This window comes from Rhizobium sp. BR 315, from assembly GCF_050577975.1.
GTDB lineage: Bacteria > Pseudomonadota > Alphaproteobacteria > Rhizobiales > Rhizobiaceae > Rhizobium > Rhizobium miluonense.
Map to the genome: position 1 here is coordinate 63,637 of NZ_JARWKZ010000019.1, position 25,166 is coordinate 88,802.

The following is a 25,166-nucleotide window of genomic DNA, read 5'->3' on the forward strand; positions in this document are numbered from 1 at the left end:
TCTACGTCAAGGACGGCTGAAGTATGGCTCAGTCTTCATCTTCCGCGCGCTTGAGCGCGCCCTTCGATCCGGCTATGCGCGCCACCAAATCCGGCAGGCTTTCGATCTCGCTCCAGCGTCCGCCATTGACCTTCGGCAGGTCGGCGGAAGCGGCAGGCAGAAGGGCCGCGGAAAATCCCAGCTTCTCGGCTTCCTTGAGACGCTGGCCGGTGTGCGCAACCGGCCGGACGGCGCCCGACAGGCTGACTTCGCCGAAATAGACGCAATCGGCGGGAAGGGCAAGACCGGCCAAAGAGGAAACCAGTGCAGAGGCAACGGCGAGGTCTGCAGCCGGCTCAGAAATGCGGTAGCCCCCGGCGACATTAAGGTAGACATCGTGCTGGCCGAGGCGAACGCCGCAATGCGCTTCGAGCACCGCGAGAATCATTGACAGCCGCGCCGAATCCCAGCCGATCACGGCGCGTCGTGGCGTGCCGAGCGATGTCGCTGCTACCAATGCCTGCACCTCGACCAGGATCGGTCGGGTGCCTTCCATGCCCGCAAACACGGCAGCACCCGGCGATTTGGAGTTGCGTTCGCCGAGAAAAAGCTCCGACGGATTGGCCACGTCGCGCAGGCCCATGTCGGACATTTCGAAGACGCCGATTTCATCGGTCGGGCCGAAACGATTCTTCACCGTGCGCAGGATGCGATAGTGATGGCCGCGATCGCCTTCGAAATAGAGGACTGCGTCGACCATGTGCTCGACGACACGCGGGCCGGCGATCTGGCCATCCTTGGTGACGTGGCCGACCAGCACCATCGCTGCGCCGGTCTGCTTGGCAAAGCGGATCATTGCCTGCACGCCGGTGCGAACCTGCGTGACGGTGCCGGGTGCCGATTCGGCGAGTTCGCTCCACAAAGTCTGGATGGAGTCGATGATCACGAGGTCAGGCCGCTTGCCCTCGGCAAGAGTCGCCAGAATGTCCTCGACATTGGTTTCCGCTGCCAGCATGACATCTGTATCGGCGGCCTGCAGGCGTTGCGCGCGCAGGCGAACCTGCGCCACAGCTTCTTCGCCGGAGACATAGACGATCTTGTGCCCGCGGCGGGCAAGCGCCGCTGCCGCCTGCATCAGCAGCGTCGATTTGCCGATGCCCGGATCGCCGCCGACGAGAACGGCCGAGCCGCGCACGAAACCGCCGCCTGTGGCTCGGTCAAGTTCGGATATGCCGGTATGGATGCGCGGCGCTTCCTCGATCTCGCCCGAAAGCGAGGTCAGCGTTACGGGCTTGCCCTTCCTCGGCGTCCTGGCCGGGCCGCCGCCGATCCCGCCCATGGGATCTTCCTCGACGATGGTGTTCCATGCGCCGCAGCTGTCGCACTTGCCCGCCCATCGGTTGTGGACCGTGCCGCAGTTCTGGCAGATGAATTGTGTACGGGCTTTAGCCATCGAATGCTGTTCTCAAAGTTCAATTGCTCCGCTTTTCGCAGCGAATCGCGTCGGCCGCCAGATAATGTCTTTCGCGGCCTATCAAAACTAATGATTTCCGTATCAGCGGCGATCGTGCGAACCTTTATGCTGGCCTTTTTACGGATGATGACGGATGTTCGACTACTCGCTTGCCCACTGGATCGCTTTTCTGACCGCCGCGACGCTGCTCAATCTGTCGCCGGGTCCGGACATCGCCTTTATTCTAGGTCACACGATCCGAAGCGGCATGCGCTCCGGTTTCGCGGCTCTGTTCGGCATATGGAGCGGCGCATGCCTGCATGTGCTGATGGCGGCTGCCGGCCTGTCGGCGATCCTGGCCGCTTCGGCGCTTGCGTTCTCGACGGTCAAATGGGTCGGTGCCGCCTATCTCATCTGGCTCGGCATACAGGCGCTGCGCTCGAAGGGTGAGGGGCCCTGGATCAAGGAGGCCGGCAAGGCCTTATCCTTTGGCCGCATCTATCGCCAAGGCATCATGGTTTCGTTGCTCAACCCGAAGGTCGCAATCTTCTTTCTCGCGTTCCTGCCGCAGTTTGTCGTCGAAGGCGCCGGCCCGGTTTGGGCGCAGCTTTTGCTGCATGGCAGCCTGATCATCGTCGTTGCTGCCTTCATCGAGCCGCCGCTCATCCTTCTCGGCGGTCGCCTGACCGAGGCCCTCAGGCGCAATCGCAGCCTCGGGCTTTGGCTCGACCGCGGCCTTGGCACGTTGTTCGTCGCGCTCGGCGTCCGCTTGGCAATCAGCGCTCGCTAGAGCGCTGACCACGAAGTGGGTAGCGGTTTCCGCCTCGGCGGAAATGCTTCAATAACAGGGCTATTCCTCGATTTCTTCCGAGATATACCGCCGCTCGTGCCGCAGTCCCATGCTCGTCAGCATCTCGTAGCCGATCGTGCCGGCTGCTCGAGCTGCATCGTCAACCAGAACGTTGCTGCCGAAGAGTTCGATATAGTCGCCGGCACGGACCAGGTTTTCCGGCAGGTCAGTCACATCGAAGATGGTGAGGTCCATGGTGATACGGCCAGCAACCGGCACCTTGTGCCCGGCAACGAAGCCGTGACCGGCAGCGACGTCGGTTTGCCGCAGCGGAACGCCGGCGCTTGACAGGCTGCGCATGTAGCCGTCCGCATAACCGGCAGAGACGATCGCCAACCGGCTATCGCGCGTCAACCGAAGCGCACGGCCATAGCCCACCGTCTCACCCGCCTTGACGGAGCGGGTCTGGATGATCCGAGCCTCGGCCGTTGCCACCGGGCGCATCGGATTGGCGATACCGGGGACGGCTTCGCCGCCATAGGTGGCGATACCGGGGCGCGTGAGATCGAAATGATATTCCGGCCCAAGAAAGATGCCGGCTGAATTGGCAAGGCTTGCCTCGATCCCCTCGAACGCGGCGCTCACCTTGCGGAAGGCCTCGAGCTGCTGCCGGTTCATCGGATTGGAGGGATCGTCGCCGCACGCAAGGTGGCTCATGACAAGCACCGGCGCGAAGCTTGCCGGGCGGGAAACGTCATCGGCAAGCGCGATCGCATCCTCCATCGGCAGGCCGAGCCGATTGAAGCCGGTGTCGACCTGCAATGCGCAGGGATAGTCGCCATACTCTGATAGCACCGACATCCAGAAGGTCAGCTGCTCTTCCGAGGCGATGACGGGAACCAGATCGTTTTCGAAGAACGTCCGTTCCATCCCCGGCCAGATGCCGCAAAGCACGAAGATCCGTGCTTCCGGCGCGTAGAGCCGCAAGGTCGCGCCTTCATCGGCGGTGGCGACGAAGAAATCGCGGGCGCCGACCGAGTAGAGGGTTTCGCCGACGTCCTCGATCCCGAGCCCGTAGGCGTCGGCCTTGACGACGGCGGCGGTGCGGGCTCTTCCCGATCGGTAGGCCATGTCGCGCCAGTTTTCGACGAGAGCGCCGAGATCCACCGTCAGTCGCAGGCCCGCGGAAGCGAAAGCGTCATAGTCATCGAAATTGTCTGTCATGGAGCCGCCTTAACGAAGAAATGGCCGGAGGTGATGTCGCTCCGGCCAGGATAATGATCATCGATGAAAAGAAAAAGTACTGCGGCGCACATATGCGCCGCCAAGCGCCTTTGTCAGTGCTCTTCGTATTGAATGAACGAAGAATCGGCGAGATCGGCAAAGCGGGTGAATTCCGACTGGAACGCGAGCCTCACGGTGCCCGTGGGTCCATGGCGCTGCTTGGCGATGATCACGTCGGCCGTACCCTTCACGCGCTCGAACTGGGCTTCCCATTCGGCATATTTAGGATCGTTGATATCGCGTGGCTCGGCATTCTTGACGTAGTACTCCTCGCGGAACACGAAGAGTACGACGTCGGCGTCCTGCTCGATGGAACCGGATTCACGAAGGTCGGAAAGCTGCGGGCGCTTGTCTTCGCGGCTTTCGACAGCACGTGAGAGCTGGGAGAGCGCGATGATCGGAACGTTCAGCTCCTTGCCGAGCGCCTTCAGGCCGGTGGTGATCTGGGTGATTTCCTGGACGCGGTTCTCGTTCGACTTCCCCGAGCCGGTCATCAGCTGAACGTAGTCGACCACCAGAACATCGAGGCCGCGCTGCCGCTTCAGACGGCGCGCGCGCGCGGACAATTGTGCGATCGAGATACCGCCGGTCTGGTCGATATAAAGCGGCACCTTCTGCATCATCATCGAGCATGCCACCAGCTTCTCGAAATCCGCATCGTTGATGTCGCCGCGGCGGATTTTCGACGAGGAGACTTCCGTCTGCTCGGAGATGATACGGGTGGCGAGCTGTTCAGAAGACATTTCCAGCGAGTAGAAGCCGACGACACCGCCGTTCTTAGCCTTGGTGGAACCATCCGCCTGTACTTCGCCTTCAAAGGAGGCGGCGATATTATAGGCGATGTTGGTGGCGAGCGAGGTCTTGCCCATGCCGGGACGGCCCGCAAGGACGATCAAGTCGGAGCGCTGCAGGCCACCCATTTTGCTGTCCAGCGAGTGGATGCCGGTGGAGATACCCGATAGACCGCCGTCTCGCTCCTTGGCGACTGCCGCCATGTCGATCGCCAGCGCCACGGCATCGTTGAAGGCCTGGAAGCCGCCGTCGTAGCGGCCGTTTTCGGCAAGTTCGAACAGCCGTCGCTCGGTGTCTTCGATCTGCGTCTGCGGCGGCATGTCGAGCGGTGCATCGAAGGCGATGTTGACCATATCCTCGCCGATGGTGATCAGCGCCCGGCGCAGCGCCAGGTCGTAGATGGCGCGGCCATAATCCTCGGCATTGATGATCGACACGGCTTCGACGGCGAGACGCGCCAGATATTGCGCGACCGTCATGTCGCCGACCTTTTCGTCCGCAGGCACGAAGCTCTTGATGGTCACCGGATTGGCCGTCTTGCCCATGCGGATGATGTCGCCGGCGACCTCGAAGATCTTCCGGTGCAGCGGCTCATAGAGATGGATTGGCTTCAGGAAGTCGGAGACGCGGTAATAGGCATCGTTATTGACGAGGATGGCACCGAGCAGAGCCTGCTCCGCCTCGATATTGTTGGGCGCTTCGCGATAATGCTGTTCGGCGGGAGCAATGGCGGCGAGCTTGCGCGCAGCTTCGTTCATTTTCCATCTCTTCGTGCTTTAGGGTATAGACTGGTTTGCGATGATCCGGTGTCATGGTCAACCGTGCAAATGTGCGGTCATGCCAAGCGGGATGGATAGGCCCGGCCTATCAACGTTGTTCCACTCGTCCACAGGGACAAGCTTTCGTCACGTAAAAAATCCCTTGTGACCACTTTGCAACGCAAAGACCGACACACGAATCACTTATGCAAATCGTCCGTGGGGAATATTTTAGCCGGGTCTTTCGCTGCACGCATCAACTGTTGCAGCTATCATGCTTGAAAAACTACGAAAATCCGGGTATTTCCTATAAATAGGGTAGGATGCTAATAGTATAAAGTTGCAATAATGCCAGGTGCGCCATCAAGACAAGAACTTTTCGACGATCTTTTTGCATTCAATCGCAAGCTGAGGGCCGCGTTTGATGCGCTTGTTCGCGAACAGGGCATGACGCTGTCGCGCGCCAGGGTTTTTCGCAAGCTCTCCCGCAGGGATGGGATCAACCAAAGGGAGCTCGCCGACGAGCTGGAGCTCGAGACGCCGACGCTCGTGCGCATCCTCGATGCCATGGAAGCGCAGAATTTCATCGAGCGTCGCGCTGCACAGTCGGATCGTCGCGCCAAGCAGATCTTCATGACGGAATCGGGAAAAGTCGTAGCCGCAGAGGTCGAGGCTCTTGCCACCGGTGTGCGTGCGGATATCTTGGAGGGAATTTCGGACGAGGATATCGGCGTGGCGCTCAAGGTGATCCGCGCTATGACGGCCAACGTCCAAAACGTGGGCAAATCATGAGGTAGTGCATGAGCGGTGATTCGGGCCCGGTCGCCAACGCGGAAGCCAACGCCGTCCCACCCGCACCACCGCCTATGCCAGGCTGGAAAGTGCCGCTCTATATTGCGGCATCCGTCATGTTTTTTCTGACCCAGGGGCTGGGTCTCAATCTCGCCTTCGCCAATCTCACGCAGATCCAGGGAAGCATCGCGGCAACGACCACCGAGTCCGTCTGGCTCTCGGCCGCCTACATGGCGCCCAATGTCAGCCTCGCCATCGCGCTGGTGAAGATCCGCCTGCAATACGGCGTGCGCAACTTCGCTGAAGTCAGCATTCTCGGCTTCGTGCTCGCTTCGCTGCTCAATCTCTTCGTCTCCGATCTGCATTCGGCGATCGTCGTCCGCTTCCTGAGCGGCATCGCGGGCGCACCGCTCTCGACGCTCGGCTTCCTCTATATGCTGGAGGCTTTCGAGCCGGCGAAGAAGCTTACGGTTGGCGTCAGCCTGGCGATGACGAATACGCTGCTTGCCGCTCCCATCACTCGTCTCGTCTCGCCATCGCTGCTGGATTACGGCGAGTGGCGCGGCCTTTATACGCTCGAGATGGCGCTGGCGCTGCTGGTCATGCCGATCATCTATCTCCTGCCGCTGACGCCGCCGCCGCGGGTCAAGGTGATCGTTCTCGGCGATATCTTCAGCTACCTGCTTGTGGCGATCGGGTTCGGCTGTCTGGCCGTCGCCCTTTCGGTCGGGCGACTTTATTGGTGGCTGGAGGTGCCCTGGCTCGGCGTCGTGCTGGCGGTCGGCATCGCTTCGATCACCGCGGCAATCGTCGTCGATCTGAGGCGGGCAACGCCGCTGATAGACGTCCGCTGGCTGCTGCGGCCGGAAATCCTGCATCTGACGGCGATCCTTCTGATCTTCCGCCTGATCGCGGCCGAACAGACCTACGTCGTCATGACGCTCTATCAGAATGCGGTCGGCCTTCTCTACGATCAGCTAGCCATGCTCTATTGGATCATCCTGGCCTTCTCGGTCATTGGCGGGCTCATTTGCACAGTATTCATGAATTATGGATTCGGCTGGCAGATCCAGTTCGTCGCGCTCATCCTGATGGGCGCGGGCTCGCTGATGGATGCGCAGGTGACGAACCTCACCCGGCCCGAGCAGATGTATCTCAGCCAGGCGCTGGTTGCGGCCGGCGCGGCTCTCTTCCTGCCGCCATCCATGTCGGAGGGCTTCAAGGCGGCGCTGAGCAAGGGGCCGCCCTATCTGGTGACCTTCTTCGTCGTCTTCACCTTCACGCAGAGCATCGGTGGGCTCATCGGCTCCGCCTTCTATGGCACGTTGATCATCATTCGCGAGAAGTTCCATTCCGCTGTATTGGTCGAGCGCGTGCTTCTGACGGACCCGCACGTGGCTCAACGCGCCAGCCAGCTTTCGTCCGCCTATGGCAAGGTGATCGGGGATAGCGCGCTCCTGAAGGGGGAGGGGCTGGCGCTGCTCGGCTCGCAGGTGAGCCACGAGGCCAACATGCTCGCCTATGGGGACGCATTCTTCGTCGCCGCTGCAATCGCTTTCCTGTCGCTTGCCGGCCTCTTAATCCATGTCTTCTTCCGCTTCATCAGATCACGTCTGGCTGAAGAGCAGACGCAGGTCGCGACATCCAACCCATGAGGATATGAAATAGCTCCATGCCGAGGCTCGTTCGCTCCCCAATCGAAGTCATCGCCGTTCTCGCCGGCATCGGCGGCGTCATGCTGGTACTCTATGCCTGGCACCTGCCGCCGTTCAAAACCTCCGTCGAGACCACTGACGACGCCTATGTCAAAGGCTATGTCACGACGATCAGCCCGCAGGTCAGCGGCTATATTACCGACGTGCCGATCAAGGACTACAAGCTCGTCAAGGAGGGCGAGGTGCTCGCCCAGATCGATGATCGCATCTACAAGCAGAAGGTGGCGCAGGCGCGGGCGACGCTTGCCGGACAGAAGGCGGCGCTCGCCAATTCACAACAGCAGGAGCAGGCGGCGAAGGCTGGCATCGCCTCCAGCCAGGCGCAGATCGACAGCGCCAATGCCGCGCTCAAACGTGCCCAGCTCGCCGCCGATCGTGTGACGACGCTGGTCTCCAGAGGTGTCTCGACGACAAGCGATTCCGAACAGGCGCAGGCGACGCTGCAGCAGGCGCAGGCATCAGTCAATCAAGCCAAAGCCGGCCTCGACGTATCCCAGCAGAACCTGACGACGATCATCGTCAACCGCGCTTCGCTAGAGGCCGGCGTCAGCGGTGCGGAGGCTGCTGTGCAGCTTGCCGATATCGATCTGGACAATACGACGATCAGGGCGCCGCGCGATGGCCGGGTCGGCGAAGTCGGCGTGCGTCTTGGCCAATATGTGACGCCCGGCACACAGCTCATGGGGCTCGTGCCGAAGGACATCTGGGTTATCGCCAATTTCAAGGAGACCCAGCTTGACGGCATGAAGCTCGATCAGCCTGCGACGATCTCCGTGGATGCGTTCGGGCATCGCGATATCAAGGGCCGTATCCAGCGCTTTTCTCCGGCTGCCGGCTCCGAATTCGCCGTCATCAGGCCCGACAACGCCACGGGTAATTTCACCAAAGTCGCCCAGCGCATCGGCGTCAGGGTCAAGATCGAAGATGATCAGCCCGAGGCAAATGGGCTGGCGCCCGGCATGTCCGTGGTCGTTTCGATCGACAAGGATTCGGCTCCGCTGCCGGAGGCCAAGGCCGGCGACTGAAGTAAGAGTTCGCTTTATTCCCTGCAGGCAAACAAAAAAGCCTGGGTCGAAAGACCCAGGCTTCTTCATTCGCAATGCTGCGAAGGCTTGAAGATCAAGCTTCGTCTTCGGCGTCGCGTTCAGCTTCCGGATCGAAGAAGTCTTCCGGACGCAGGGCGTCTTCGTCGATGCCGTAGATGGCGTCGGCAGAGGTGAGGGTCTCACCCTTGGACTGACGCTCGGCTTCTTCAGCGGAACGGGCAACGTTGAGCTCGACGTTGATTTCGACTTCGGCATGAAGAGCGATGGCAACGTCGTGCAGGCCAATAGCCTTGATCGGCGTGTTCAGGTGAACCTGGCTGCGGCCGATGTTGAAGCCTTCGGCTGCGAGGATTTCAACGACGTCACGAGCAGCGACCGAACCGTAGAGCTGGCCGGTTTCGCCAGCCGAGCGAACGACGATGAAGGACTTGCCGGCGAGAACGTCGGCAACCTTCTGGGCTTCGCTCTTGCGCTCGAGGTTACGTGCTTCGAGCGTTGCGCGCTCGGATTCGAAGCGGGCCTTGTTGGCGGCGTTGGCGCGGAGTGCCTTGCCGAGCGGCAGCAGGTAGTTACGGGCAAAGCCGTCGCGAACCTTTACGGTTTCGCCCATCTGGCCGAGCTTGGAGATGCGCTCGAGAAGAATGACTTCCATTTTCTTGTTCCTTTCGATGTCAGATTTTCGTGTCGGTTGGTTTGGATGTTTCGGCATTCTTGTTCGGGGTCAGCGATATCGCCTTGCGCGTATCGTAAAGGCCAAGAACAAGGATGATGAAGAGCGGCAGCGTCAGCAGGAAGGACGTCAGGTAGCAGAGGACAAGCACGGGGATGCGCCAATCCTTGCCACGCGTGCGATAATGCAGCGACGCGAAGCCGGAAACGATGAAGCCCGCGCCGAAGGCGCCGAGCACGGCGGCGGCGATAAGGGCCGGTATGCCGCCGAAGAAGATGACGACGATCGCCCCGAGAAAGACGAAGATCGCATTGCGGTTCATACGTAGCGATGAGGGGATATCCTCGCGCGGACGCAGATTGTGCTTCGAGGCCGTGACAATCCGTGTCGCCACATAATAGGCGGCGAGCATCATCATGACCCAGATCATGCCCCAGGCGATCGGGATCGCATAGAGCATAAGAAGTTTGGTCTTCGCAATCGCGGCCTGATCGAGCTGCAGCGCCGGCTGCTGCTGATTCATGACCTTGACGTATAGGTCGATCACCTGGCCAACAAGATCGGCGCTGTAGCCCATGATCGCGCCGACGATGACGATGACGACGGCTGCAAGGCCGCAAAGATGCAGCATGATGTCAGAGAGCGGATACCATGCCATCAGGTGATCCGGTCCGCCGAGTTCGGAGGCAGGACGCGCCAGATTGGCGAGATGGCTGAGCCATGCCGGGATCAGCGCCAGCAGAATGACGAACAGGCCGAAATAGGCCGATTGCGAGATCGTACCGACGATACCTGCGGCCACAACGGCAACGATGACGGCTACGTTGCCCCAGCCGAGGCCGACGATCAGGATAGGAAGAGCAGAAAGTGCGCCAAAAAGGATGAATAGCAATGGCTGAAGCGTCGCGCCATACACGAGTAGGGCGGCGGTCAGACCGGCGAGCGCGCCGATGCCAAGCTCTTTTGCGTTCAACTTCTTCACGTCGCTGTCCTGCTTCGTATCGAGCAGTTAGAGGATGCTTCCGAAACTCGGTTCTGAAAGCCGTCCCCAACATGGGGTTTCAAGGTTCCGATCCGCGCCCATCGCGAAAGGGAGAAGGGAAGGCATTGCTGCCTTCCCTCTATTCATTCGGCGTCGATTAAGCGACGACGTAAGGCAGCAGGCCGAGGAAGCGGGCGCGCTTGATCGCCTGGGCGAGTTCGCGCTGCTTCTTCTGGGAAACGGCCGTGATGCGGGACGGAACAATCTTGCCGCGCTCGGAAATGTAGCGCTGCAGGAGACGGACGTCCTTGTAGTCGATGCGCGGCGCATTCGCGCCCGAGAACGGGCAGGTCTTGCGGCGGCGATGGAACGGACGGCGGACCGGTGCGGAAGAAACTTCAGACATCTCTCAAATCTCCTTATACGCGGTCTTCGCGCGGACGGCGCGGACGGTCTTCGCGGTCACCACGATCCGGACGCGGACCACGGTCACGGTCGCCGAAGCTACGCTCCGGACGGTCGCCATCGCGGCGCGGACGGTCGTCACGGTCGCGCTTCTGCATCATGGCAGACGGGCCTTCTTCGTGCTTTTCAACAGCGATAGTCATGTAACGCAGGACGTCTTCGCTGATGCGCATCTGACGTTCCATTTCCTGGATCGCAGCGGCCGGAGCATCAATGTCCATCAGGGCATAATGAGCCTTGCGGTTCTTCTTGATGCGGTAGGTGAGGGACTTGAGGCCCCAGTTTTCGATACGCCCGACTTTACCGCCGTTAGCTTCGATAACACCCTTGTACTGTTCTACGAGGGCATCGACCTGCTGAGCGGAAATATCCTGTCGAGCAAGGAATACATGTTCATAAAGAGCCATGGATAGCTTTGCCTTTCTTGCGTTGATCTGACCCGATATTCGGCGGCTAAGCCTCAACGACTGCTCCTGAGAGGGGTAAACCCAAGCAAGAAAAGCGTTTCCGAGACGGTCGAGAGCGGAGACACGGGAGGCTGGAACGCTTCCGTTCCGAACGATTCCCCTCACGGAAAACCGGCCCTCCGTTCAGCCACCAGCCAGAAGACCGGGTTGCGAACAGGGCGGCTTATACGGATTTTTGCGGAAAAGGCAAGGGGAGCGACGAAATTCGAAGAACGCCGCCATTGAGGCCCGATGGCGAACGTCGCTCACTTACTCGACAACAAGTCGCCGCAGCAGACTTCCCGGACATAGGTATTGCCGTAGGTGACGAAAGCGCTTTTCGGGATCGTATTGTTCTTACTCAATATCTGGAGCAGGGAGCTTTGGATGTCGCGGCTTCCTGTCGCGTTGACTGTAACGGCAAACCTACCATTCGCCGTAAGATGCACCGCCAAGGGAATTTTCGAATCTAAAACGAAAGACCGTGCCGTCTCCAAATCATCGACGCTCTTGATCTGAATGTAGCTCTTGCCGAACTGCCTTTCTTCGAACTCTCGAACCCACACCCAGGCTTGGTGCATATATCCTCTCTGCCCGGCGATCGACACCTGATACCATTCGCCGTCACTGGCTTTGATGTCCAGTCCGCTTCCATTTGCAAAATCGGCAATTGTTTTTGAATTTGCGCTGGCATTGGCCTTCAGTGGCGCAGTGCCCTTCAGATGTTGGACAATTCCGCTTTGCGCCACGGGAATTTGAAGATCGGGGGATTTGCTTTCGGGTGTTTGCGACTCCGTTATCGGCTCATCCGCATCAGGCGTCGTCACGCGATACAGCTTCATCTCGCTTGCCGACAGGTAGCGCATATCATCGGAGTCATATTGCAGGGAGAGTTTTAACAGTCCGGGATCGGCGCCCATATCAGTCATGTAGGATATGACGTCGGCTGTTATCGTCTGGACCGCTGCGACGGCCTCTTCAACGCGCATGCCCTTCGTGTCGCTAAACGAGGTCTTATGGACACCGATTGATCCGGCGTCCGCCAAACGAACGACGCCGCCAAGGAATGCCAAGGAGCAAGCGGATGCGCATTCTTGCACACGTACGGCGACCGTGCTCAAACCCAGCGACCTGATCAATCTTCCGAGCTCGATCGCCTTTTGGACATTTCCGCCAGGGCTATCGAAGGTAACTGAGTTCGCCCGGTACGAATTCACCGCCTTGCGAAATTTGCTCAAATCGTCGTCTGCCTCAAACGAGCCGTTCACGATGACGTAACGTCGCCCATCATCTGTCACGAGATTGCTGTAGCTGAGACGCGCAGCCGCATCGCTTGCGAAAAAGGTGACGCCCAAAACGAAAGCGCAGCCTATTTGAAATGCCCCCACCACGCTCACTCCCCAATGGAAGAGAATGAATTTCACAGGTTTTGAATTTCCACAAGGCCGGCGTTTATCTTTGAATTCCATTAGTGTTTAGATTGCAGGAAGCGGCTGCAACTTAGGGCCCATGTATTCTGCCGCACACATTATTTCGGCCCTGCTTTCAACGCTCTTGGCACGAATATGGTCCGCCATTTCACGTCGAATTGGAAGAACTCACCCACGCATGTATTCGCCGCCTCATTGCGTGTGGCCCGCTCTGCGGTCATGATGTCTTGGTATCAATAGCGGCAGCACGGACTGTTCATGCGTATCTTCCTCGTCCGGCACGGCGAATCCCTCGGCAATATCGATGACCAGGCCTATCGGCAATTCGGCGATCACAATGTTCCGCTGACCGAGTGGGGGTATCGCCAGGTGCTGGAGGCCGGGCAGGCCATCGCCACTCATCTCAAAGGACTGCCGACCGCTGAGTTGCGCAGGCTGAGCGTCTGGTATTCGCCGTTCTTGAGGACGCGGCAGAGCAAGGATGCCTTGCTGGAGGTTCTGCCGGCCGATTTGATTGAGGATGTGAAAGAAGATTATCTGCTGCGCGAGCAGGATTTCGGGCTCTTCACCGAAATTTACGACCATGCCGAGCAGAAGCGGAAATTCCCCGACGAATTCGAGAAATGGGCGAGGCTGCGCAACAATAACGGCAAATTCTATGCGCGGCCGCCGGACGGCGAGAGCCGCGCCGACGTCGCCCAGCGCGTGCGCCTGTTCCTGCAGACCGTCATGCACGATGCCGAAAACGGGAAAAACAATGTCCTTATCGTCGGCCATGGTGTGACCAACCGAGCCTTCGAGATGAATTTTCTGCATCATCCCGTCGATTGGTTCGAACGCTCGGACAATCCGGGGAATGCTGATGTGACCTTGATCGAGGGCCGGCATTCCGAAGGTTACAGATCGATCCTGCTCCACAAGTCTGTGGACCGTGTGCAAGGGCAGGAGGAGTTGAAGGAGGCTTATGGCACCGAGCTGACGACTGCGCCCAAGGCGGTCCAATAGAGCATCTGCGGACCGCTTTCCGCTCCGCATGCATATGCTGGGGTATCCGTGAGCTAGATGCACTTTTCCAGAATCTCATCCACGACGCGTTCGATCGGCGCAGTCGCGTCGATGACGACGCCACCCTTCGGAACATCTTCCTTGGTGGCATGCAACCGCTCGATGAGTTGCCGCTCGGCAGCTCTTCCGCCCCATTCGGTTTCCGGCCGCTCGTCAAGCCGTCGGGTCAGCGTGTCCAGATCGACCTCGAGAACAAAGACCTGATCGAACAGATCAATGAAGCTGGAGAAATTCCTGGAGCCGCCGCAGAAGAATGATGCAGGGTGGCTCTGGTCGGCCACCAGCGCTCTGACCCTATCCACGTCCCAAATATGATGCTCATGGGCAAGCCCATCCAAGGGTTCTCCCGTCTTTGGATCGCCCTGATAAGCCAACTCAGTATCACCATTGATGGCATGGCAACCGCGCTGCCGCAGCTCGCGGCAGACGGATGTCTTGCCGGTGCCGGAAACACCTTCGATCAAATAGTTTCTGACGCCCATCCTATTGCTCTTGGTTAGAAAAACCATCGCCGAAGCGGGCGGTGTGTCCACAGTCAAGCACTATACCAGCTCGCTCGATTGCGACAATTTACAGAAGTGATAGCAGCGATCTTCATCATGAAGATCGCTGCTAGGGGCGCAACGTTATAGTCACGATTGGCGGCATCCGTTGCTGAGCCCGGCGCTTTCCGGCCTTACATCGGCATCGGATACTTCCGGTGCACCTGCTCGATCTCGGCCAACGCCTCCGCCGGCAGCGTAACATAGGCGGCCGCGATATCGGTTTCGAGCTGCGCCATCGTCGTTGCACCGATGATGACCGAGGTCATGAAGGGCTTGGTGAGGCAATAGGCGAGCGCAAGCTTCGATGGGTCGATGCCGTATTTGGCTGCGATTTCCAGATAGACCTTTACCGGCGGTTCCTGCAGCGGCTGCAGGCGGCCGCCGATATCGGTGTTGATCGAGCCGCGTGAGCCGGCCGGACGCGCTCCGCCGACATATTTGCCGCTGAGGATGCCGCCGGCAAGCGGCGAATAGGCGAGCAGCCCGACATCTTCGTGATGCGACAGTTCAGCCAGATCGAGGTCGAAATGCCTGTAGAGCAGATTGTATTCGTTCTGCGTAGTCGCGACGCGCGGCAGGCCCTTCTGCTCGGAAATCGTCAGATATTTCTGGATGCCCCAGGTCGTCTCGTTCGACAGGCCGACGGCGCGGATCTTGCCGGCCTTCATCAGCTCGCCCATCGTCTCCAGGATCTCGGTGATATCGGCGACGGCTTTCTCGCGGTCCTGCGTGAAGGGGTTGTAATGCCAGTTCTGGCGGAAATGAAAATGGCCGCGGTTCGGCCAGTGGATCTGATAGAGATCGATATAGTCGGTCTTCAGCCGCTTCAGGCTGGCGTCGACAGCTGCATTGATATTGGCGGCATCCGGACCCTGGCCGCCGCGAAGATACTCGCGGCCGGGGCCGGCGACCTTCGTGGCAAGCACGATATCCTTGCGCTTGCCGGTCTTCGCAAACCACGTGCCTATATATTCTTCCGTGCGCCCTTGCGTCTCCGGTCCCACAGGTGTTGTCGGGTACATTTCGGCGGTGTCGAAGAAATTGATACCCTTATGGACCGAATAATCCATCTGCTCATGCGCTTCGGCTTCGCTGTTCTGCGTGCCCCAGGTCATCGTGCCCAGGCAAATCTGCGAAACGGAAATATCGGTGCGGCCTAAATTCTTATATTTCATAGGAAAACCTTGGGGGATGGGAGAAAGTAAAAATGAATGAGGTCGTGCAAATTTAGGCCCGATCTGAGCAAGCGCAAGAAAAAAATCATTGCGTCTCGCAGGCGCAAAAGCCTGTGGCTGCGGGGCTTGCGCTATTGACTCCGGCGCAAACAATGTCATTGGGAAGCAAAACGACCCCTAATAAGGACGCTTTATAATGACTGTTGCTTTCACATTTCCCGGCCAGGGCAGCCAGGCCGTCGGCATGGGCAAGGACCTTGCCGACAATTTCGCCGAGGCGCGTGCCGTCTTCGAGGAAGTCGATGAAGCGCTCGGTGAAAAGCTTTCCGACGTCATCTTCAACGGCCCGGAAGACAAGCTGACATTGACGGCCAATGCGCAGCCGGCGTTGATGGCCGTGTCGCTCGCCGTCATCCGTGTGCTGCAGGCTCGTGGCCTGGACCTGAAGCGCAAGGTCGCCTATGTCGCCGGCCATTCGCTCGGCGAATATTCCGCACTGTGTGCTGCTGGTACCTTCTCGCTTGGCGACACGGCACGGCTGCTGCGCATCCGCGGCAACGCCATGCAGGCAGCAGTTCCCGTCGGCGTCGGCGCCATGGCGGCGATCATCGGGCTTGAACATGCCGATGTCATCGCAGTCTGTGCGGAAGCGTCCGCTCTCGGCGCCTGCCAGATCGCCAATGACAATGGCGGCGGCCAGATCGTCATTTCCGGCGAGAAAGCTCCGGTCGAGAAGGCTGCTGAGCTTGCGACCGCCAAGGGTGCCAAGCGCGCCATCCTGCTGCCGGTCTCCGCTCCTTTCCATTCGACGCTGATGGCGCCTGCCGCTGAAGCCATGCGCGAAGCGCTTGCGGGTGTCGCCAAGGCCAATCCGGTCGTGCCTGTCATAGCCAACGTCAGGGCCACTCCGGTGACAGATGCCGACGAAATCGCAAAGCTGCTGGTCGAACAGGTCACCGGCCAGGTGCGCTGGCGCGAGACGGTGGAATGGTTCGCCGCCAACAATGTGGCGACATTGTATGAGATCGGCGCCGGCAAGGTGCTGACGGGCCTGGCTCGCCGCATCGACAAATCGGTCAACGGCATTGCCGTCAACAATGCGGCTGATATCGACGCGGCGCTTGCCGCACTGCTCGGCTGAAAAATTAGAAGCGAGGGACACACATGCTTGATTTGACCGGCCGTAAGGCCCTGGTAACCGGCGCATCCGGCGGCATCGGCGAAGAAATCGCCCGGCTCCTGCACAAGCAGGGCGCGATCGTCGGCCTGCACGGCACGCGCGTCGAAAAGCTGGAGACGCTGGCGTCCGAACTCGGCGATCGCGTCAAGATCTTCCCGGCCAATCTGTCGGATCGCGACGAGGTAAAGGCGCTCGGCGCCAAGGCCGAAGAAGAACTCGGCGGCGTCGATATCCTCGTCAACAATGCCGGCATCACCAAGGACGGCCTCTTCGTGCGCATGAGCGACGACGACTGGGATGCTGTGCTGGAAGTCAACCTCACGGCCGTCTTTCGCCTGACGCGTGAGCTGACCCATCCGATGATGCGCCGCCGCTATGGCCGCATCATCAACATCACCTCGGTCGTCGGTGTCACGGGCAACCCCGGCCAGGCGAACTACTGCGCCTCCAAGGCCGGCATGATCGGCTTTACCAAGTCGCTGGCGCAGGAAATCGCCACCCGCAACGTGACCGTCAACTGCGTTGCCCCAGGCTTCATCGAAAGCGCGATGACGGGCAAGCTGAATGACAAGCAGAAAGAAGTCATCATGGGGGCCATTCCCATGAAGCGCATGGGCACCGGCCTGGAAGTCGCTTCGGCGGTCGCATATCTCGCCTCTTCTGAGGCAAGCTACGTCACCGGCCAGACGATCCATGTCAACGGCGGCATGGCGATGATCTAACGGAATTGCTATTGGAGGGAACTATTCCCTCCAATAGCATGTTGAGCAACTCGGAGCCGGCTATTTTCTGGCTTTGCGACGGACTTAAACCGTGTTAAGCGGGCCATGACTGTGAACAGTCGTCCGGAAAATGCAGACGGACTGGGCCGCATTCAAGGCGCTGGACCGGATCTCAATGCCGGGTTGAACGGGTTTGCCAGCGGTGTCAGGACAGACGCTGCAGGTTTGAATAGGTAGGGATGTCACAGGGCATTCTGATCAGGATATAAGGTCGAGGAAACCGACATGAGCGATATCGCAGAACGCGTAAAGAAAATTGTTGTTGATCATCTTGGCGTTGACGCCGACAAGGTTGTTGAAAGCGCAAGCTTCATCGACGATCTGGGTGCGGACTCGCTCGATACGGTCGAACTGGTCATGGCTTTCGAAGAAGAATTCGGCGTTGAAATCCCTGACGATGCTGCTGACTCGATCCTGACCGTTGGCGACGCGGTAAAGTTCATTGAGAAGGCTCAGGCCTAATCTCTTGCGCTTTTTGAAGGGGCGGGCTGAAGAGTCCGCCCTATTTCGTCCGGCGAAGCCAGGCGAACAATGTTCATACGCATATCATCATAAAAAGACGGGGGTCTGCGGGCGATGAGACGTGTCGTTATCACGGGTACCGGCATGGTATCACCTTTGGGCTGTGGCACGGAGGTGTCCTGGACGCGTTTGCTCGCTGGGCACAACGGCGCACGCCTCGTGACCGAATTCGAGGTCGAAGATCTCCCCGCAAAGATTGCCTGCCGCATTCCGGTCGGCGACGGCACCGACGGCACCTTCAATGCTGACGATTGGATGGAGCCGAAGGAGCAGCGCAAGGTCGACCCCTTCATCATCTACGGCATGGCAGCCGCCGATATGGCGCTGGCGGATGCCGGTTGGCACCCTAAGACTGATGAGGATCAGATCGCCACGGGCGTCATGATCGGCTCGGGCATTGGCGGCCTCGAAGGCATTGTCGAAGCCGGCTACACGCTGCGCGACAAGGGTCCGCGCCGCATCTCGCCCTTCTTCATCCCGGGACGTCTCATCAATCTGGTTTCCGGCCAGGTCTCCATCCGCCACAAGCTGCGCGGCCCGAACCATGCGGTCGTTACCGCATGCTCGACCGGTGCACACGCCATCGGCGATGCTGCCCGCCTGATCATGCTCGGCGATGCCGACGTGATGGTCGCCGGCGGCGCGGAAGCTCCGGTCTGCCGTATCTCGCTTGCGGGCTTCGCCGCCTGCAAGGCGCTGTCGACGGACTTCAACGACGCTCCGCAAAAGGCTTCGCGCCCCTATGATCGCGACCGTGACGGCTTTGTCATGGGCGAAGGCGCCGGCATCGTCGTTCTGGAAGAGTTGGAACACGCCAAGGCGCGCGGCGCCAAGATCTACGCTGAAGTGGTCGGCTACGGCCTCTCGGGCGACGCCCACCATATCACCGCTCCCTCCGAGGACGGCGAGGGCGCATTCCGCTGCATGACCTCTGCGCTGAAGCGCGCCGGCCTAACCGCGGCTGATATCGACTACATCAATGCCCACGGCACCTCGACCATGGCGGATACGATCGAGCTTGGCGCTGTCGAGCGTCTGGTCGGCAATGCCGTGTCGAGGATCTCGATGTCATCGACCAAGTCGGCGACCGGCCATCTGCTCGGCGCTGCCGGTGCGATCGAGGCGATCTTCTCCACGCTCGCCATCCGTGACAACATCGCTCCGCCGACGCTAAACCTCGATAACCCCGAGCGCGAGACCGCCATCGATCTTGTTCCGCACAAGGCCCGCGAGCGCGAGATCAATGTCGCGCTGTCGAACTCCTTCGGCTTCGGCGGCACGAACGCGTCGCTTGTCCTGCGCCGTTATGAGGCATAATAACAGCGCGTAACTGCTAAAGCGGGAGTGTTCTTCGGCAAGCCGGCGCGCCGTTCCCGAATGTTACCGTGCTCGTGTGCATCTCCGCGATGCGTCGCGGTAATGTCTGATCGGTCTAAGTCGGTGCCCTGAGCGGGTTCCGCCTTATCTTCTGAACCTGTTTTTTGCCGCATTGCTTGGCCAAAGAGCAGGCAATAGAAAAAGGAAGGGATTGCCGGTGAGCGATACGAACCAGAGCAACGGAACTCCGAACGGACAGAAGGGGCCGATCATCCCGAAATCGGCAAGCGAAGCCCTGCGTCCGGAGCGTGTTCCGGATCCGCCGAAGCGTTCGCGCAAAGCCCGCAGCCAGATGGTGATCTTTCTGAACTTCCTGATGACGCTGGTGGTTTTCGTCGTCATCGCGGCCGTTGCAGGCACCTATTACGCTTTCTCGATCTATCGGAGCCCCGGTCCGCTGACGACCAACACGAATTTCATCGTGCGCAACGGTGCAGGTCTGAACGAGATCGCCAATCGCCTCGAATCAAACAACATCATCACCGATCAGCGCATCTTCCGTTGGCTGACGACCACCTATCTGCATGAAAATGAAACGCTTCGAGCCGGTGAATACGAGATCAAGGCCGGCGCTTCCATGAAGGACATCATGGAACTGCTGAAGTCGGGCAAATCCATCCTCTATTCGGTGACCCTGCCCGAAGGGCTGACGATTCGGCAGATTTTCAACAAGCTGCAGGCCGATACCGTGCTGGAAGGCGATTTGCCGTCGGCGTTGCCGGCAGAGGGTAGTCTGAGGCCCGATACCTACAAATTCACGCGCGGCACCAAGCGCACCGAAATCGTCGAACAGATGGCGGGGGCGCAGCAAAAGCTGGTCGAGCAGATCTGGGGTAGGCGCGATCCAAACGTGCAACTGGCGAACAAGCAGGATTTCGTGACGCTCGCCTCCATTGTGGAGAAGGAAACCGGCCTTGCGGATGAGCGTGCTCATGTCGCCTCCGTGTTCCTCAATCGTCTCGGTAAAGGCATGCGTCTGCAGTCGGATCCGACGATTATATACGGTCTCTTCGGCGGGGAAGGAAAGCCGTCCGATCGGCCGATCTATCAGTCGGACCTGAAGAAAGAGACGCCTTACAACACCTATATCATCAAGGGTCTGCCGCCGACGCCGATCGCAAATCCGGGCAAGGATGCGCTCGAAGCCGTCGCCAACCCCTGGAAGACGCAGGATCTTTATTTTGTCGCTGACGGCTCGGGCGGTCATGTCTTCGCCGCAACGCTGGAAGAGCACAATGCCAACGTCAAGCGCTGGCGCAAGCTGGTCGCCGAGAAGGGCGAAGATCCGAGTGCAATTGCCGTCGACGGTCAGCCCGACGATGCCACGACAGCTCCGGGCTCTGGCACTCAGCAAAAGAAGAAGACCAACTGATCCTTGTTGCGCCATGGCTTCGATGAAGCCATGGCGCGGTTTCACTTTACATTGATCCCCAATCCGATGATTTTCGATCGATTGGGGACAGGAATTTTCGGAGGCTTGCATGGTATTGCAGTCCATGACCGGTTTTGCCCGGCGTGAGGGAACGAGCGGGCGCGGTCGCTGGGCATGGGAGCTACGGTCTGTGAACGGCAAGGGCTTGGATGTCCGGCTGCGCCTGCCGCAAGGGCTTGAGCGGCTGGAGACGGATGTCCGCAAGCTGATCTCCGACCGGTTCTCCCGCGGCAATCTCCAGGTCGGCCTGTCGCTGTCCGTCGAGGAAAGCCGGGTCGAGGTCGTCGTGAACAAGGATGCGCTGTCGGCTCTGCTCGCGCTGCGGGATCAGCTCGCAGGGATTATCGACCCCGCGCCGCTGCGGCTGGATAGCCTTATGGCGGTTCGCGGCCTGGTGGAATTCAAGGAAGCCGAAGAGAGCGAGGAGGTGGTTGCTGCACGCGATGCCGACATCATGGCTGGCTTGACGGCAGCTCTCGCAGATCTTCACGACATGCGCGGACGGGAAGGCCAGGCACTCGGCCAGATCCTGCTCGGCCAGGTCGCCACGATTGAGACGCTGACGAGCACAGTCGAGCGCGATCCCTCGCGCTCGCCGCAGGAAATCGTAATGCGGCTGGCCGCACAGGTCGCGATGCTTCTTGAAGGATCGTCTGGCCTCGACCGCGACAGGCTGCATGCGGAAGCGGCCCTTCTTGCGACCAAGGCCGATCTTCGCGAAGAGGTCGATCGCCTGCAGGCTCATGTGGCGGCAGCACGCGATCTTATTTCCAAGGGCGGGCCTGTTGGCCGCAAGCTTGATTTTCTTGCACAGGAATTTAACCGGGAATCGAATACCATCTGTTCCAAATCGAATGCCGCTGCGGTCACCGCCGCCGGTATCGAGCTGAAGGTGGTTATCGACCAGTTCCGCGAACAGGTCCAGAATTTGGAGTAGGCCATGAAGCCGGCGACATCCACATCCATTCCGATTGCCCGCCGGGGGCTGATGCTCGCCATCTCCTCTCCGTCAGGCGCAGGCAAGTCGACGATCGCGCGCACATTGCTGGATAAAGACAAGCAGGTGAGCCTTTCCGTGAGTGTCACGACGCGGCAGCGCCGCCCGAGCGAGATCGAAGGAGTGCATTACCATTTCGTCTCGCAGCGCGAGTTCGAGCGCCTTCGCGATTCCGACTCGCTGCTCGAATGGGCCGAGGTGCATGGCAACTTCTACGGCACGCCGCGCGAGCCGGTGGAAACCGCGATGTCGGAAGGCCGCGACATGCTTTTCGATATCGACTGGCAGGGTGCGCAGCAGCTGCAAGAGAAGATGCCGGCCGATGTGGTCTCCATCTTCGTGCTGCCACCGACCATGACGGAGCTGCAATCGCGCTTGCATCGCCGCGCTGAAGATTCCGAAGAAGTCATCGCCATGCGTCTCGCCAATTCTCGGGCCGAGATCGCTCACTGGCGCGAATATGACTATGTCATCATCAATGATGACCTGAACGTTGCCTTCGACGCAGTCCAGTCGATCGTCAAGGCGGAGCGGCTGCGTCGCGATCGCCGGCACGGCATCTTCGATTTCGTTCGGGATTTGCTGGAAGAGACGCCGAAGCTCTGAGGCCGGTCGGCGGCTCCGATCCAATCACAGGCAGTTCGCCAACCGGCAGAATTCTTCCACGGACAGTGTTTCCGCGCGGCGCTGCGGGTCGATCTCGGCCTTGATAAGCAGCGCCTCGCCGCCGAGCGGCTTCAGGCTCTGGCGCAGCATTTTCCGCCGCTGGCCGAAGGCTGCCTGCGTCACCTTCTCCAGCTTGTCGACAGCGCAAGGGATAGGGTTTTCCTTCGGCGTCAGATGCACGACAGTCGACGTTACCTTTGGCGGCGGCGTAAAGGCCTGCGGGGATACGTCGAAGGCCATACGCGCCTCCGAACGCCAGCCACAGAGCACGCCGAGCCGGCCATAATGATCGTCATCTTCCTGCGCGACGATCCGCTGTCCCACTTCTTTCTGGAACATCAGGGTCAGTGACTGCCAGAAGGGCGGCCACTGCGCCGGCAGGAGCCAGTTAACCAGAAGCTGCGTGCCGACATTGTAGGGCAGGTTGGCGATGATCTTAACCGGTCCGTCAGGCGCAAGGGCGGCAAAATCCGTCTTCAGCGCATCGCCCTCGATCACCTCGAGCCGGCCGGGATAGTGATCGGCAACCTCTGCCAGAGCCGGCAGGCAACGAGCGTCACGCTCCACCGCGATGACCTTGGCCGCGCCAAGCGCCAAGATGGCTCGCGTCAGGCCGCCAGGCCCAGGCCCGACTTCGAAAACGGTGGCGCCTTCAAGCGAACCCGCGGTCCTTGCAACCTTCTGGGTCAGGTTGAGATCGAGGAGGAAGTTCTGGCCAAGCGCCTTGCGTGCGTCGAGGCCGTGGCGCTGGATCACATCGCGGAGGGGAGGCAAGCCATCGAGAGCGGCCATTAGGGATTGTTTCCGGTCTTGCTGCTGATCTCGCTTGCCAGCTTGAGGGCGGCGACCAGGCTGCCTTCCTTGGCGACACCCTTGCCGGCGATGCCGAACGCGGTGCCATGGTCCGGCGAGGTGCGGACGAATGGCAGTCCGAGCGTGACGTTGACGGAGTCGTCGAAGCCGAGCGCCTTGGCCGGGATCAGCGCCTGATCATGATACATGCAGATGGCGACATCGTATCGGCGGCGAGCCTCGTCATGGAACATGGTGTCGGCGGGCAGGGGGCCGAAGGCATCGATACCCTCCGAGCGAAGCGCGTCGATTGCCGGCCTAACGATCTCGTCGTCTTCCTTGCCGAGCGCACCGTTCTCACCGGCATGCGGATTGAGGCCCGCAACCGCCAGGCGTGGCTTGGAAATGCCGAAACGGGTTCGTAGGTCGTGGTCGGTGATCCGGCACGTCTCGATGATGAGATCGGTGGTCAAGGCCTGCGGCACATCTTTCAGCGGAATATGGATGGTGACCGGGACGGCGCGGAGCTTCGGGCCGGCTAGAAGCATGACGGGCATGACCGGCCTGCCGATCGCTCGCGTTGCGAGATCCGCCAGGAACTCCGTATGACCGGGAAAGCCGAAGCCTGCATCGTAGAGGACCGATTTGGCGATCGGGTTCGTGACGACCGCCGATGTCTCGCCGCTCATGCTGAGCGAAACTGCCATTTCGATGGCGGCGATCGTCCCTTTTGCGGTGGCGACATGCGGCTCGCCGGCGACGACACTCATTCCAGCGTCGATCGGCAGAATCGGCAGGGCATCGCGAAAGATGTCGCAGACGGTGGCCGGATCGGCCTCCTTCAGAGGCACGTTCAGGCCCAGCTGTGAGGCCCGCGCCGCAAGAACACCTGCGTCGCCGAGAAAGAGAAAAGGCGGCAGATCAAGCTCGCTGCGACGCAGCCAGGCGGCCAGCGTAATATCGGGACCTATGCCTGCCGGATCCCCTTGCGTGAGCGCCAGGGGGATGGATGGGCGCGACGGCATCGGCGATCAGCGATAGACAATCTGCGCTTTAGTGCGCAGTTCATCCATGTACTTCTTATCGTTGGCGCTGACGCCCTGAGCGTTGTTCTTGCCGATATCCTCGGCACGGAAGACGGCTGCTGCGGCGACGTCATCGTTGACCTGACGCTGCGAGCAGATTGCGATATATTCGACACCGCGATCGGTGACGACGGACGCGGTCGTGTTGCCGGACGCCTTTTCGAGCAACGGCTTCCAGACTTCCGGAACGTCGGGCGCGAGCACGCGGCCAAGATCCTGAACGGAAACATCCCGCATGGTCGCTGCAAAAGCTTTCGCCTGATCGCAACCAGGGAACTTGGAGCGCGATGCATCAGCTTCGGCCTTGCGCGACTTCAGGATGGCATTCCGCTTTGCTGTCGGAACAACGAAAACCATCTGCTTCAGGAAGTATTCCGTCGTGACCGGCTTCGTCTTGTTCTCCGTCATGCGGGTAACGAGAGCGTCGTTCGAGAGACGGCCGCTTGAGCCGAAGCGGGCATTCACTACGCGCGGCCAGCTCATGGAAATGGCGATATAGGATTTGAAGTGCTCGACGGTCACGCCCATCTTTTCGAGGATCTGCCCGAGCTGCTCCGTCGACATCTTGTTGCTAGAGGCAAAGCGGCCAAAGGCAGCATCGACGTCAGATGTCGATACTGACATGCGCAGGCGCGCGACTTCCGCACGCTTCAACGTCTCGTCGACAAGTTGTTCCTTTGCGAGCTTGTTCAGGTCGCCCTTCTGGCGCTGCAACTTGAGGAAGTTGACCCGCTTGGCGATATCGCCCGATGTAATGACCTGGCTGTTGACAAGGACTTTGACCTCACTTGCCGCGAAGGCGACATCGCTGCTCGGTACGGCGAAGCTTGCCATGACCAAGGCTGCGGCTCCGAACAGTGCAGCGCGCATCGGTGTCTTTCCAGAAAACATCAACTACCCCTTCCCAAAGGTCCTTCTGTCGGCATGTGCCATGTCGGCACGCGCC

Annotated in this window: 25 protein-coding genes; 12 read left to right on the plus strand and 13 right to left on the minus strand. The window is 60.0% G+C overall.

What is annotated here, in order from left to right:
• Window positions 1-28 precede the first annotated feature (28 nt).
• Window positions 29-1,432, minus strand: coding sequence for a DNA repair protein RadA (gene radA, locus QD409_RS19040; RefSeq protein WP_092851536.1), 1,404 nt, complete (start codon window positions 1,430-1,432; stop codon window positions 29-31).
• A 154-nt stretch (window positions 1,433-1,586) separates the two neighbouring features.
• On the opposite strand from radA, the gene QD409_RS19045 reads away from it, so the two are divergent.
• A complete protein-coding gene (locus tag QD409_RS19045; protein WP_092851539.1) occupies window positions 1,587-2,222 on the plus strand; it encodes a LysE family translocator in 636 nt (211 codons plus the stop codon).
• Window positions 2,223-2,282: 60 nt separating this feature from the next.
• Here QD409_RS19045 and alr read toward each other — a convergent pair whose 3' ends face one another.
• Entirely contained in the window at window positions 2,283-3,446 is a 1,164-nt protein-coding gene (gene alr / locus QD409_RS19050; protein ID WP_092851541.1) for an alanine racemase, read from the minus strand.
• Window positions 3,447-3,559: 113 nt separating this feature from the next.
• Window positions 3,560-5,056 carry a replicative DNA helicase gene (locus QD409_RS19055; protein ID WP_092851542.1) on the minus strand — a complete coding sequence of 499 codons (1,497 nt, stop codon included), beginning with the start codon at window positions 5,054-5,056 and terminating at the stop codon, window positions 3,560-3,562.
• A gap of 348 nt (window positions 5,057-5,404) precedes the next feature.
• Between QD409_RS19055 and QD409_RS19060 the strand changes: the two genes are divergently transcribed.
• Genes QD409_RS19060 through QD409_RS19070 form a run of 3 tightly spaced genes read left to right on the plus strand, consistent with a single transcriptional unit; the run spans window position 5,405 to window position 8,588 of the window.
• A complete protein-coding gene (locus QD409_RS19060; RefSeq protein WP_092851544.1) occupies window positions 5,405-5,848 on the plus strand; it encodes a MarR family winged helix-turn-helix transcriptional regulator in 444 nt (147 codons plus the stop codon).
• An 8-nt stretch (window positions 5,849-5,856) separates the two neighbouring features.
• On the plus strand, window positions 5,857-7,503 hold the full coding sequence (locus QD409_RS19065; RefSeq protein ID WP_092851546.1) for an MFS transporter: 1,647 nt from the start codon (window positions 5,857-5,859) through the stop codon (window positions 7,501-7,503).
• Between the two features lie 17 nt (window positions 7,504-7,520).
• Window positions 7,521-8,588 carry an HlyD family secretion protein gene (locus QD409_RS19070; protein WP_092851550.1) on the plus strand — a complete coding sequence of 356 codons (1,068 nt, stop codon included), beginning with the start codon at window positions 7,521-7,523 and terminating at the stop codon, window positions 8,586-8,588.
• A gap of 94 nt (window positions 8,589-8,682) precedes the next feature.
• On the opposite strand, the gene rplI is transcribed toward QD409_RS19070, so the two are convergent.
• From rplI to QD409_RS19095, 5 genes are all read right to left on the minus strand, one after another.
• The gene (gene rplI, locus QD409_RS19075) at window positions 8,683-9,261 is read right to left on the minus strand and encodes a 50S ribosomal protein L9 (RefSeq protein WP_092851555.1); all 579 of its coding nucleotides are present in this window, start codon (window positions 9,259-9,261) and stop codon (window positions 8,683-8,685) included.
• Between the two features lie 19 nt (window positions 9,262-9,280).
• Complete coding sequence (locus tag QD409_RS19080; protein WP_092851557.1) at window positions 9,281-10,261, minus strand: DUF2232 domain-containing protein; 981 nt, start codon at window positions 10,259-10,261, stop codon at window positions 9,281-9,283.
• Window positions 10,262-10,418: 157 nt separating this feature from the next.
• The gene (rpsR, locus tag QD409_RS19085) at window positions 10,419-10,667 is read right to left on the minus strand and encodes a 30S ribosomal protein S18 (protein ID WP_004122103.1); all 249 of its coding nucleotides are present in this window, start codon (window positions 10,665-10,667) and stop codon (window positions 10,419-10,421) included.
• A gap of 13 nt (window positions 10,668-10,680) precedes the next feature.
• A complete protein-coding gene (gene rpsF / locus QD409_RS19090; RefSeq protein WP_092851559.1) occupies window positions 10,681-11,133 on the minus strand; it encodes a 30S ribosomal protein S6 in 453 nt (150 codons plus the stop codon).
• Window positions 11,134-11,438: 305 nt separating this feature from the next.
• A complete protein-coding gene (locus tag QD409_RS19095) occupies window positions 11,439-12,596 on the minus strand; it encodes an SH3 domain-containing protein (protein WP_430763355.1) in 1,158 nt (385 codons plus the stop codon).
• A gap of 264 nt (window positions 12,597-12,860) precedes the next feature.
• Between QD409_RS19095 and QD409_RS19100 the strand changes: the two genes are divergently transcribed.
• A complete protein-coding gene (locus QD409_RS19100; protein ID WP_092851563.1) occupies window positions 12,861-13,607 on the plus strand; it encodes a histidine phosphatase family protein in 747 nt (248 codons plus the stop codon).
• A 53-nt stretch (window positions 13,608-13,660) separates the two neighbouring features.
• Here the strand turns inward: QD409_RS19100 and QD409_RS19105 are convergent, their stop codons facing one another.
• Entirely contained in the window at window positions 13,661-14,149 is a 489-nt protein-coding gene (locus QD409_RS19105) for an AAA family ATPase (RefSeq protein WP_092851565.1), read from the minus strand.
• A gap of 194 nt (window positions 14,150-14,343) precedes the next feature.
• Entirely contained in the window at window positions 14,344-15,387 is a 1,044-nt protein-coding gene (locus QD409_RS19110; protein ID WP_430763356.1) for an aldo/keto reductase, read from the minus strand.
• A gap of 196 nt (window positions 15,388-15,583) precedes the next feature.
• Between QD409_RS19110 and fabD the strand changes: the two genes are divergently transcribed.
• From fabD to gmk, 7 genes are all read left to right on the plus strand, one after another.
• Window positions 15,584-16,528, plus strand: coding sequence for an ACP S-malonyltransferase (fabD, locus tag QD409_RS19115; RefSeq protein WP_430763357.1), 945 nt, complete (start codon window positions 15,584-15,586; stop codon window positions 16,526-16,528).
• Between the two features lie 23 nt (window positions 16,529-16,551).
• Window positions 16,552-17,289, plus strand: a complete 738-nt coding sequence (fabG, locus tag QD409_RS19120) for a 3-oxoacyl-[acyl-carrier-protein] reductase (protein ID WP_430763358.1) — start codon at window positions 16,552-16,554, stop codon at window positions 17,287-17,289.
• Window positions 17,290-17,574: 285 nt separating this feature from the next.
• On the plus strand, window positions 17,575-17,811 hold the full coding sequence (locus QD409_RS19125) for an acyl carrier protein (protein WP_004122114.1): 237 nt from the start codon (window positions 17,575-17,577) through the stop codon (window positions 17,809-17,811).
• Between the two features lie 114 nt (window positions 17,812-17,925).
• Window positions 17,926-19,188, plus strand: a complete 1,263-nt coding sequence (gene fabF / locus QD409_RS19130) for a beta-ketoacyl-ACP synthase II (RefSeq protein ID WP_430763359.1) — start codon at window positions 17,926-17,928, stop codon at window positions 19,186-19,188.
• A 217-nt stretch (window positions 19,189-19,405) separates the two neighbouring features.
• Complete coding sequence (mltG, locus tag QD409_RS19135; RefSeq protein ID WP_430763360.1) at window positions 19,406-20,620, plus strand: endolytic transglycosylase MltG; 1,215 nt, start codon at window positions 19,406-19,408, stop codon at window positions 20,618-20,620.
• A gap of 109 nt (window positions 20,621-20,729) precedes the next feature.
• Window positions 20,730-21,617: a YicC/YloC family endoribonuclease gene (locus QD409_RS19140; protein ID WP_430763361.1), complete on the plus strand. Its 888-nt coding sequence runs from the start codon at window positions 20,730-20,732 to the stop codon at window positions 21,615-21,617.
• A gap of 3 nt (window positions 21,618-21,620) precedes the next feature.
• Complete coding sequence (gene gmk / locus QD409_RS19145) at window positions 21,621-22,283, plus strand: guanylate kinase (protein ID WP_092851588.1); 663 nt, start codon at window positions 21,621-21,623, stop codon at window positions 22,281-22,283.
• A gap of 24 nt (window positions 22,284-22,307) precedes the next feature.
• On the opposite strand, the gene rsmA is transcribed toward gmk, so the two are convergent.
• From rsmA to QD409_RS19160, 3 genes are read right to left on the minus strand one after another with little or no spacing between them, the layout of a single operon-like run.
• Complete coding sequence (rsmA, locus tag QD409_RS19150) at window positions 22,308-23,135, minus strand: 16S rRNA (adenine(1518)-N(6)/adenine(1519)-N(6))-dimethyltransferase RsmA (protein ID WP_430763362.1); 828 nt, start codon at window positions 23,133-23,135, stop codon at window positions 22,308-22,310.
• The gene (pdxA, locus tag QD409_RS19155; RefSeq protein WP_430763363.1) at window positions 23,135-24,160 is read right to left on the minus strand and encodes a 4-hydroxythreonine-4-phosphate dehydrogenase PdxA; all 1,026 of its coding nucleotides are present in this window, start codon (window positions 24,158-24,160) and stop codon (window positions 23,135-23,137) included. The genes rsmA and pdxA overlap by 1 nt, the downstream gene beginning before the upstream one ends.
• Before the next feature lie 6 nt (window positions 24,161-24,166).
• A complete protein-coding gene (locus tag QD409_RS19160; RefSeq protein WP_092851594.1) occupies window positions 24,167-25,111 on the minus strand; it encodes a peptidylprolyl isomerase in 945 nt (314 codons plus the stop codon).
• Between the last annotated feature and the right edge of the window lie 55 nt (window positions 25,112-25,166).

What these genes read in the sequence shown, in the direction of transcription:
- radA (WP_092851536.1), bottom strand. Translation starts at nt 1,432, where the DNA reads ATGGCTAAAGCCCGTACACAATTCATCTGCCAGAACTGCGGCACGGTC.
- QD409_RS19045 (WP_092851539.1), top strand. Translation starts at nt 1,587, where the DNA reads ATGTTCGACTACTCGCTTGCCCACTGGATCGCTTTTCTGACCGCCGCG.
- alr (WP_092851541.1), bottom strand. Translation starts at nt 3,446, where the DNA reads ATGACAGACAATTTCGATGACTATGACGCTTTCGCTTCCGCGGGCCTG.
- QD409_RS19055 (WP_092851542.1), bottom strand. Translation starts at nt 5,056, where the DNA reads ATGAACGAAGCTGCGCGCAAGCTCGCCGCCATTGCTCCCGCCGAACAG.
- QD409_RS19060 (WP_092851544.1), top strand. Translation starts at nt 5,405, where the DNA reads ATGCCAGGTGCGCCATCAAGACAAGAACTTTTCGACGATCTTTTTGCA.
- QD409_RS19065 (WP_092851546.1), top strand. Translation starts at nt 5,857, where the DNA reads ATGAGCGGTGATTCGGGCCCGGTCGCCAACGCGGAAGCCAACGCCGTC.
- QD409_RS19070 (WP_092851550.1), top strand. Translation starts at nt 7,521, where the DNA reads ATGCCGAGGCTCGTTCGCTCCCCAATCGAAGTCATCGCCGTTCTCGCC.
- rplI (WP_092851555.1), bottom strand. Translation starts at nt 9,261, where the DNA reads ATGGAAGTCATTCTTCTCGAGCGCATCTCCAAGCTCGGCCAGATGGGC.
- rpsR (WP_004122103.1), bottom strand. Translation starts at nt 10,667, where the DNA reads ATGTCTGAAGTTTCTTCCGCACCGGTCCGCCGTCCGTTCCATCGCCGC.
- rpsF (WP_092851559.1), bottom strand. Translation starts at nt 11,133, where the DNA reads ATGGCTCTTTATGAACATGTATTCCTTGCTCGACAGGATATTTCCGCT.
- QD409_RS19100 (WP_092851563.1), top strand. Translation starts at nt 12,861, where the DNA reads ATGCGTATCTTCCTCGTCCGGCACGGCGAATCCCTCGGCAATATCGAT.
- QD409_RS19105 (WP_092851565.1), bottom strand. Translation starts at nt 14,149, where the DNA reads ATGGGCGTCAGAAACTATTTGATCGAAGGTGTTTCCGGCACCGGCAAG.
- QD409_RS19110 (WP_430763356.1), bottom strand. Translation starts at nt 15,387, where the DNA reads ATGAAATATAAGAATTTAGGCCGCACCGATATTTCCGTTTCGCAGATT.
- fabD (WP_430763357.1), top strand. Translation starts at nt 15,584, where the DNA reads ATGACTGTTGCTTTCACATTTCCCGGCCAGGGCAGCCAGGCCGTCGGC.
- fabG (WP_430763358.1), top strand. Translation starts at nt 16,552, where the DNA reads ATGCTTGATTTGACCGGCCGTAAGGCCCTGGTAACCGGCGCATCCGGC.
- QD409_RS19125 (WP_004122114.1), top strand. Translation starts at nt 17,575, where the DNA reads ATGAGCGATATCGCAGAACGCGTAAAGAAAATTGTTGTTGATCATCTT.
- fabF (WP_430763359.1), top strand. Translation starts at nt 17,926, where the DNA reads ATGAGACGTGTCGTTATCACGGGTACCGGCATGGTATCACCTTTGGGC.
- QD409_RS19140 (WP_430763361.1), top strand. Translation starts at nt 20,730, where the DNA reads ATGGTATTGCAGTCCATGACCGGTTTTGCCCGGCGTGAGGGAACGAGC.
- gmk (WP_092851588.1), top strand. Translation starts at nt 21,621, where the DNA reads ATGAAGCCGGCGACATCCACATCCATTCCGATTGCCCGCCGGGGGCTG.
- rsmA (WP_430763362.1), bottom strand. Translation starts at nt 23,135, where the DNA reads ATGGCCGCTCTCGATGGCTTGCCTCCCCTCCGCGATGTGATCCAGCGC.
- pdxA (WP_430763363.1), bottom strand. Translation starts at nt 24,160, where the DNA reads ATGCCGTCGCGCCCATCCATCCCCCTGGCGCTCACGCAAGGGGATCCG.
- QD409_RS19160 (WP_092851594.1), bottom strand. Translation starts at nt 25,111, where the DNA reads ATGTTTTCTGGAAAGACACCGATGCGCGCTGCACTGTTCGGAGCCGCA.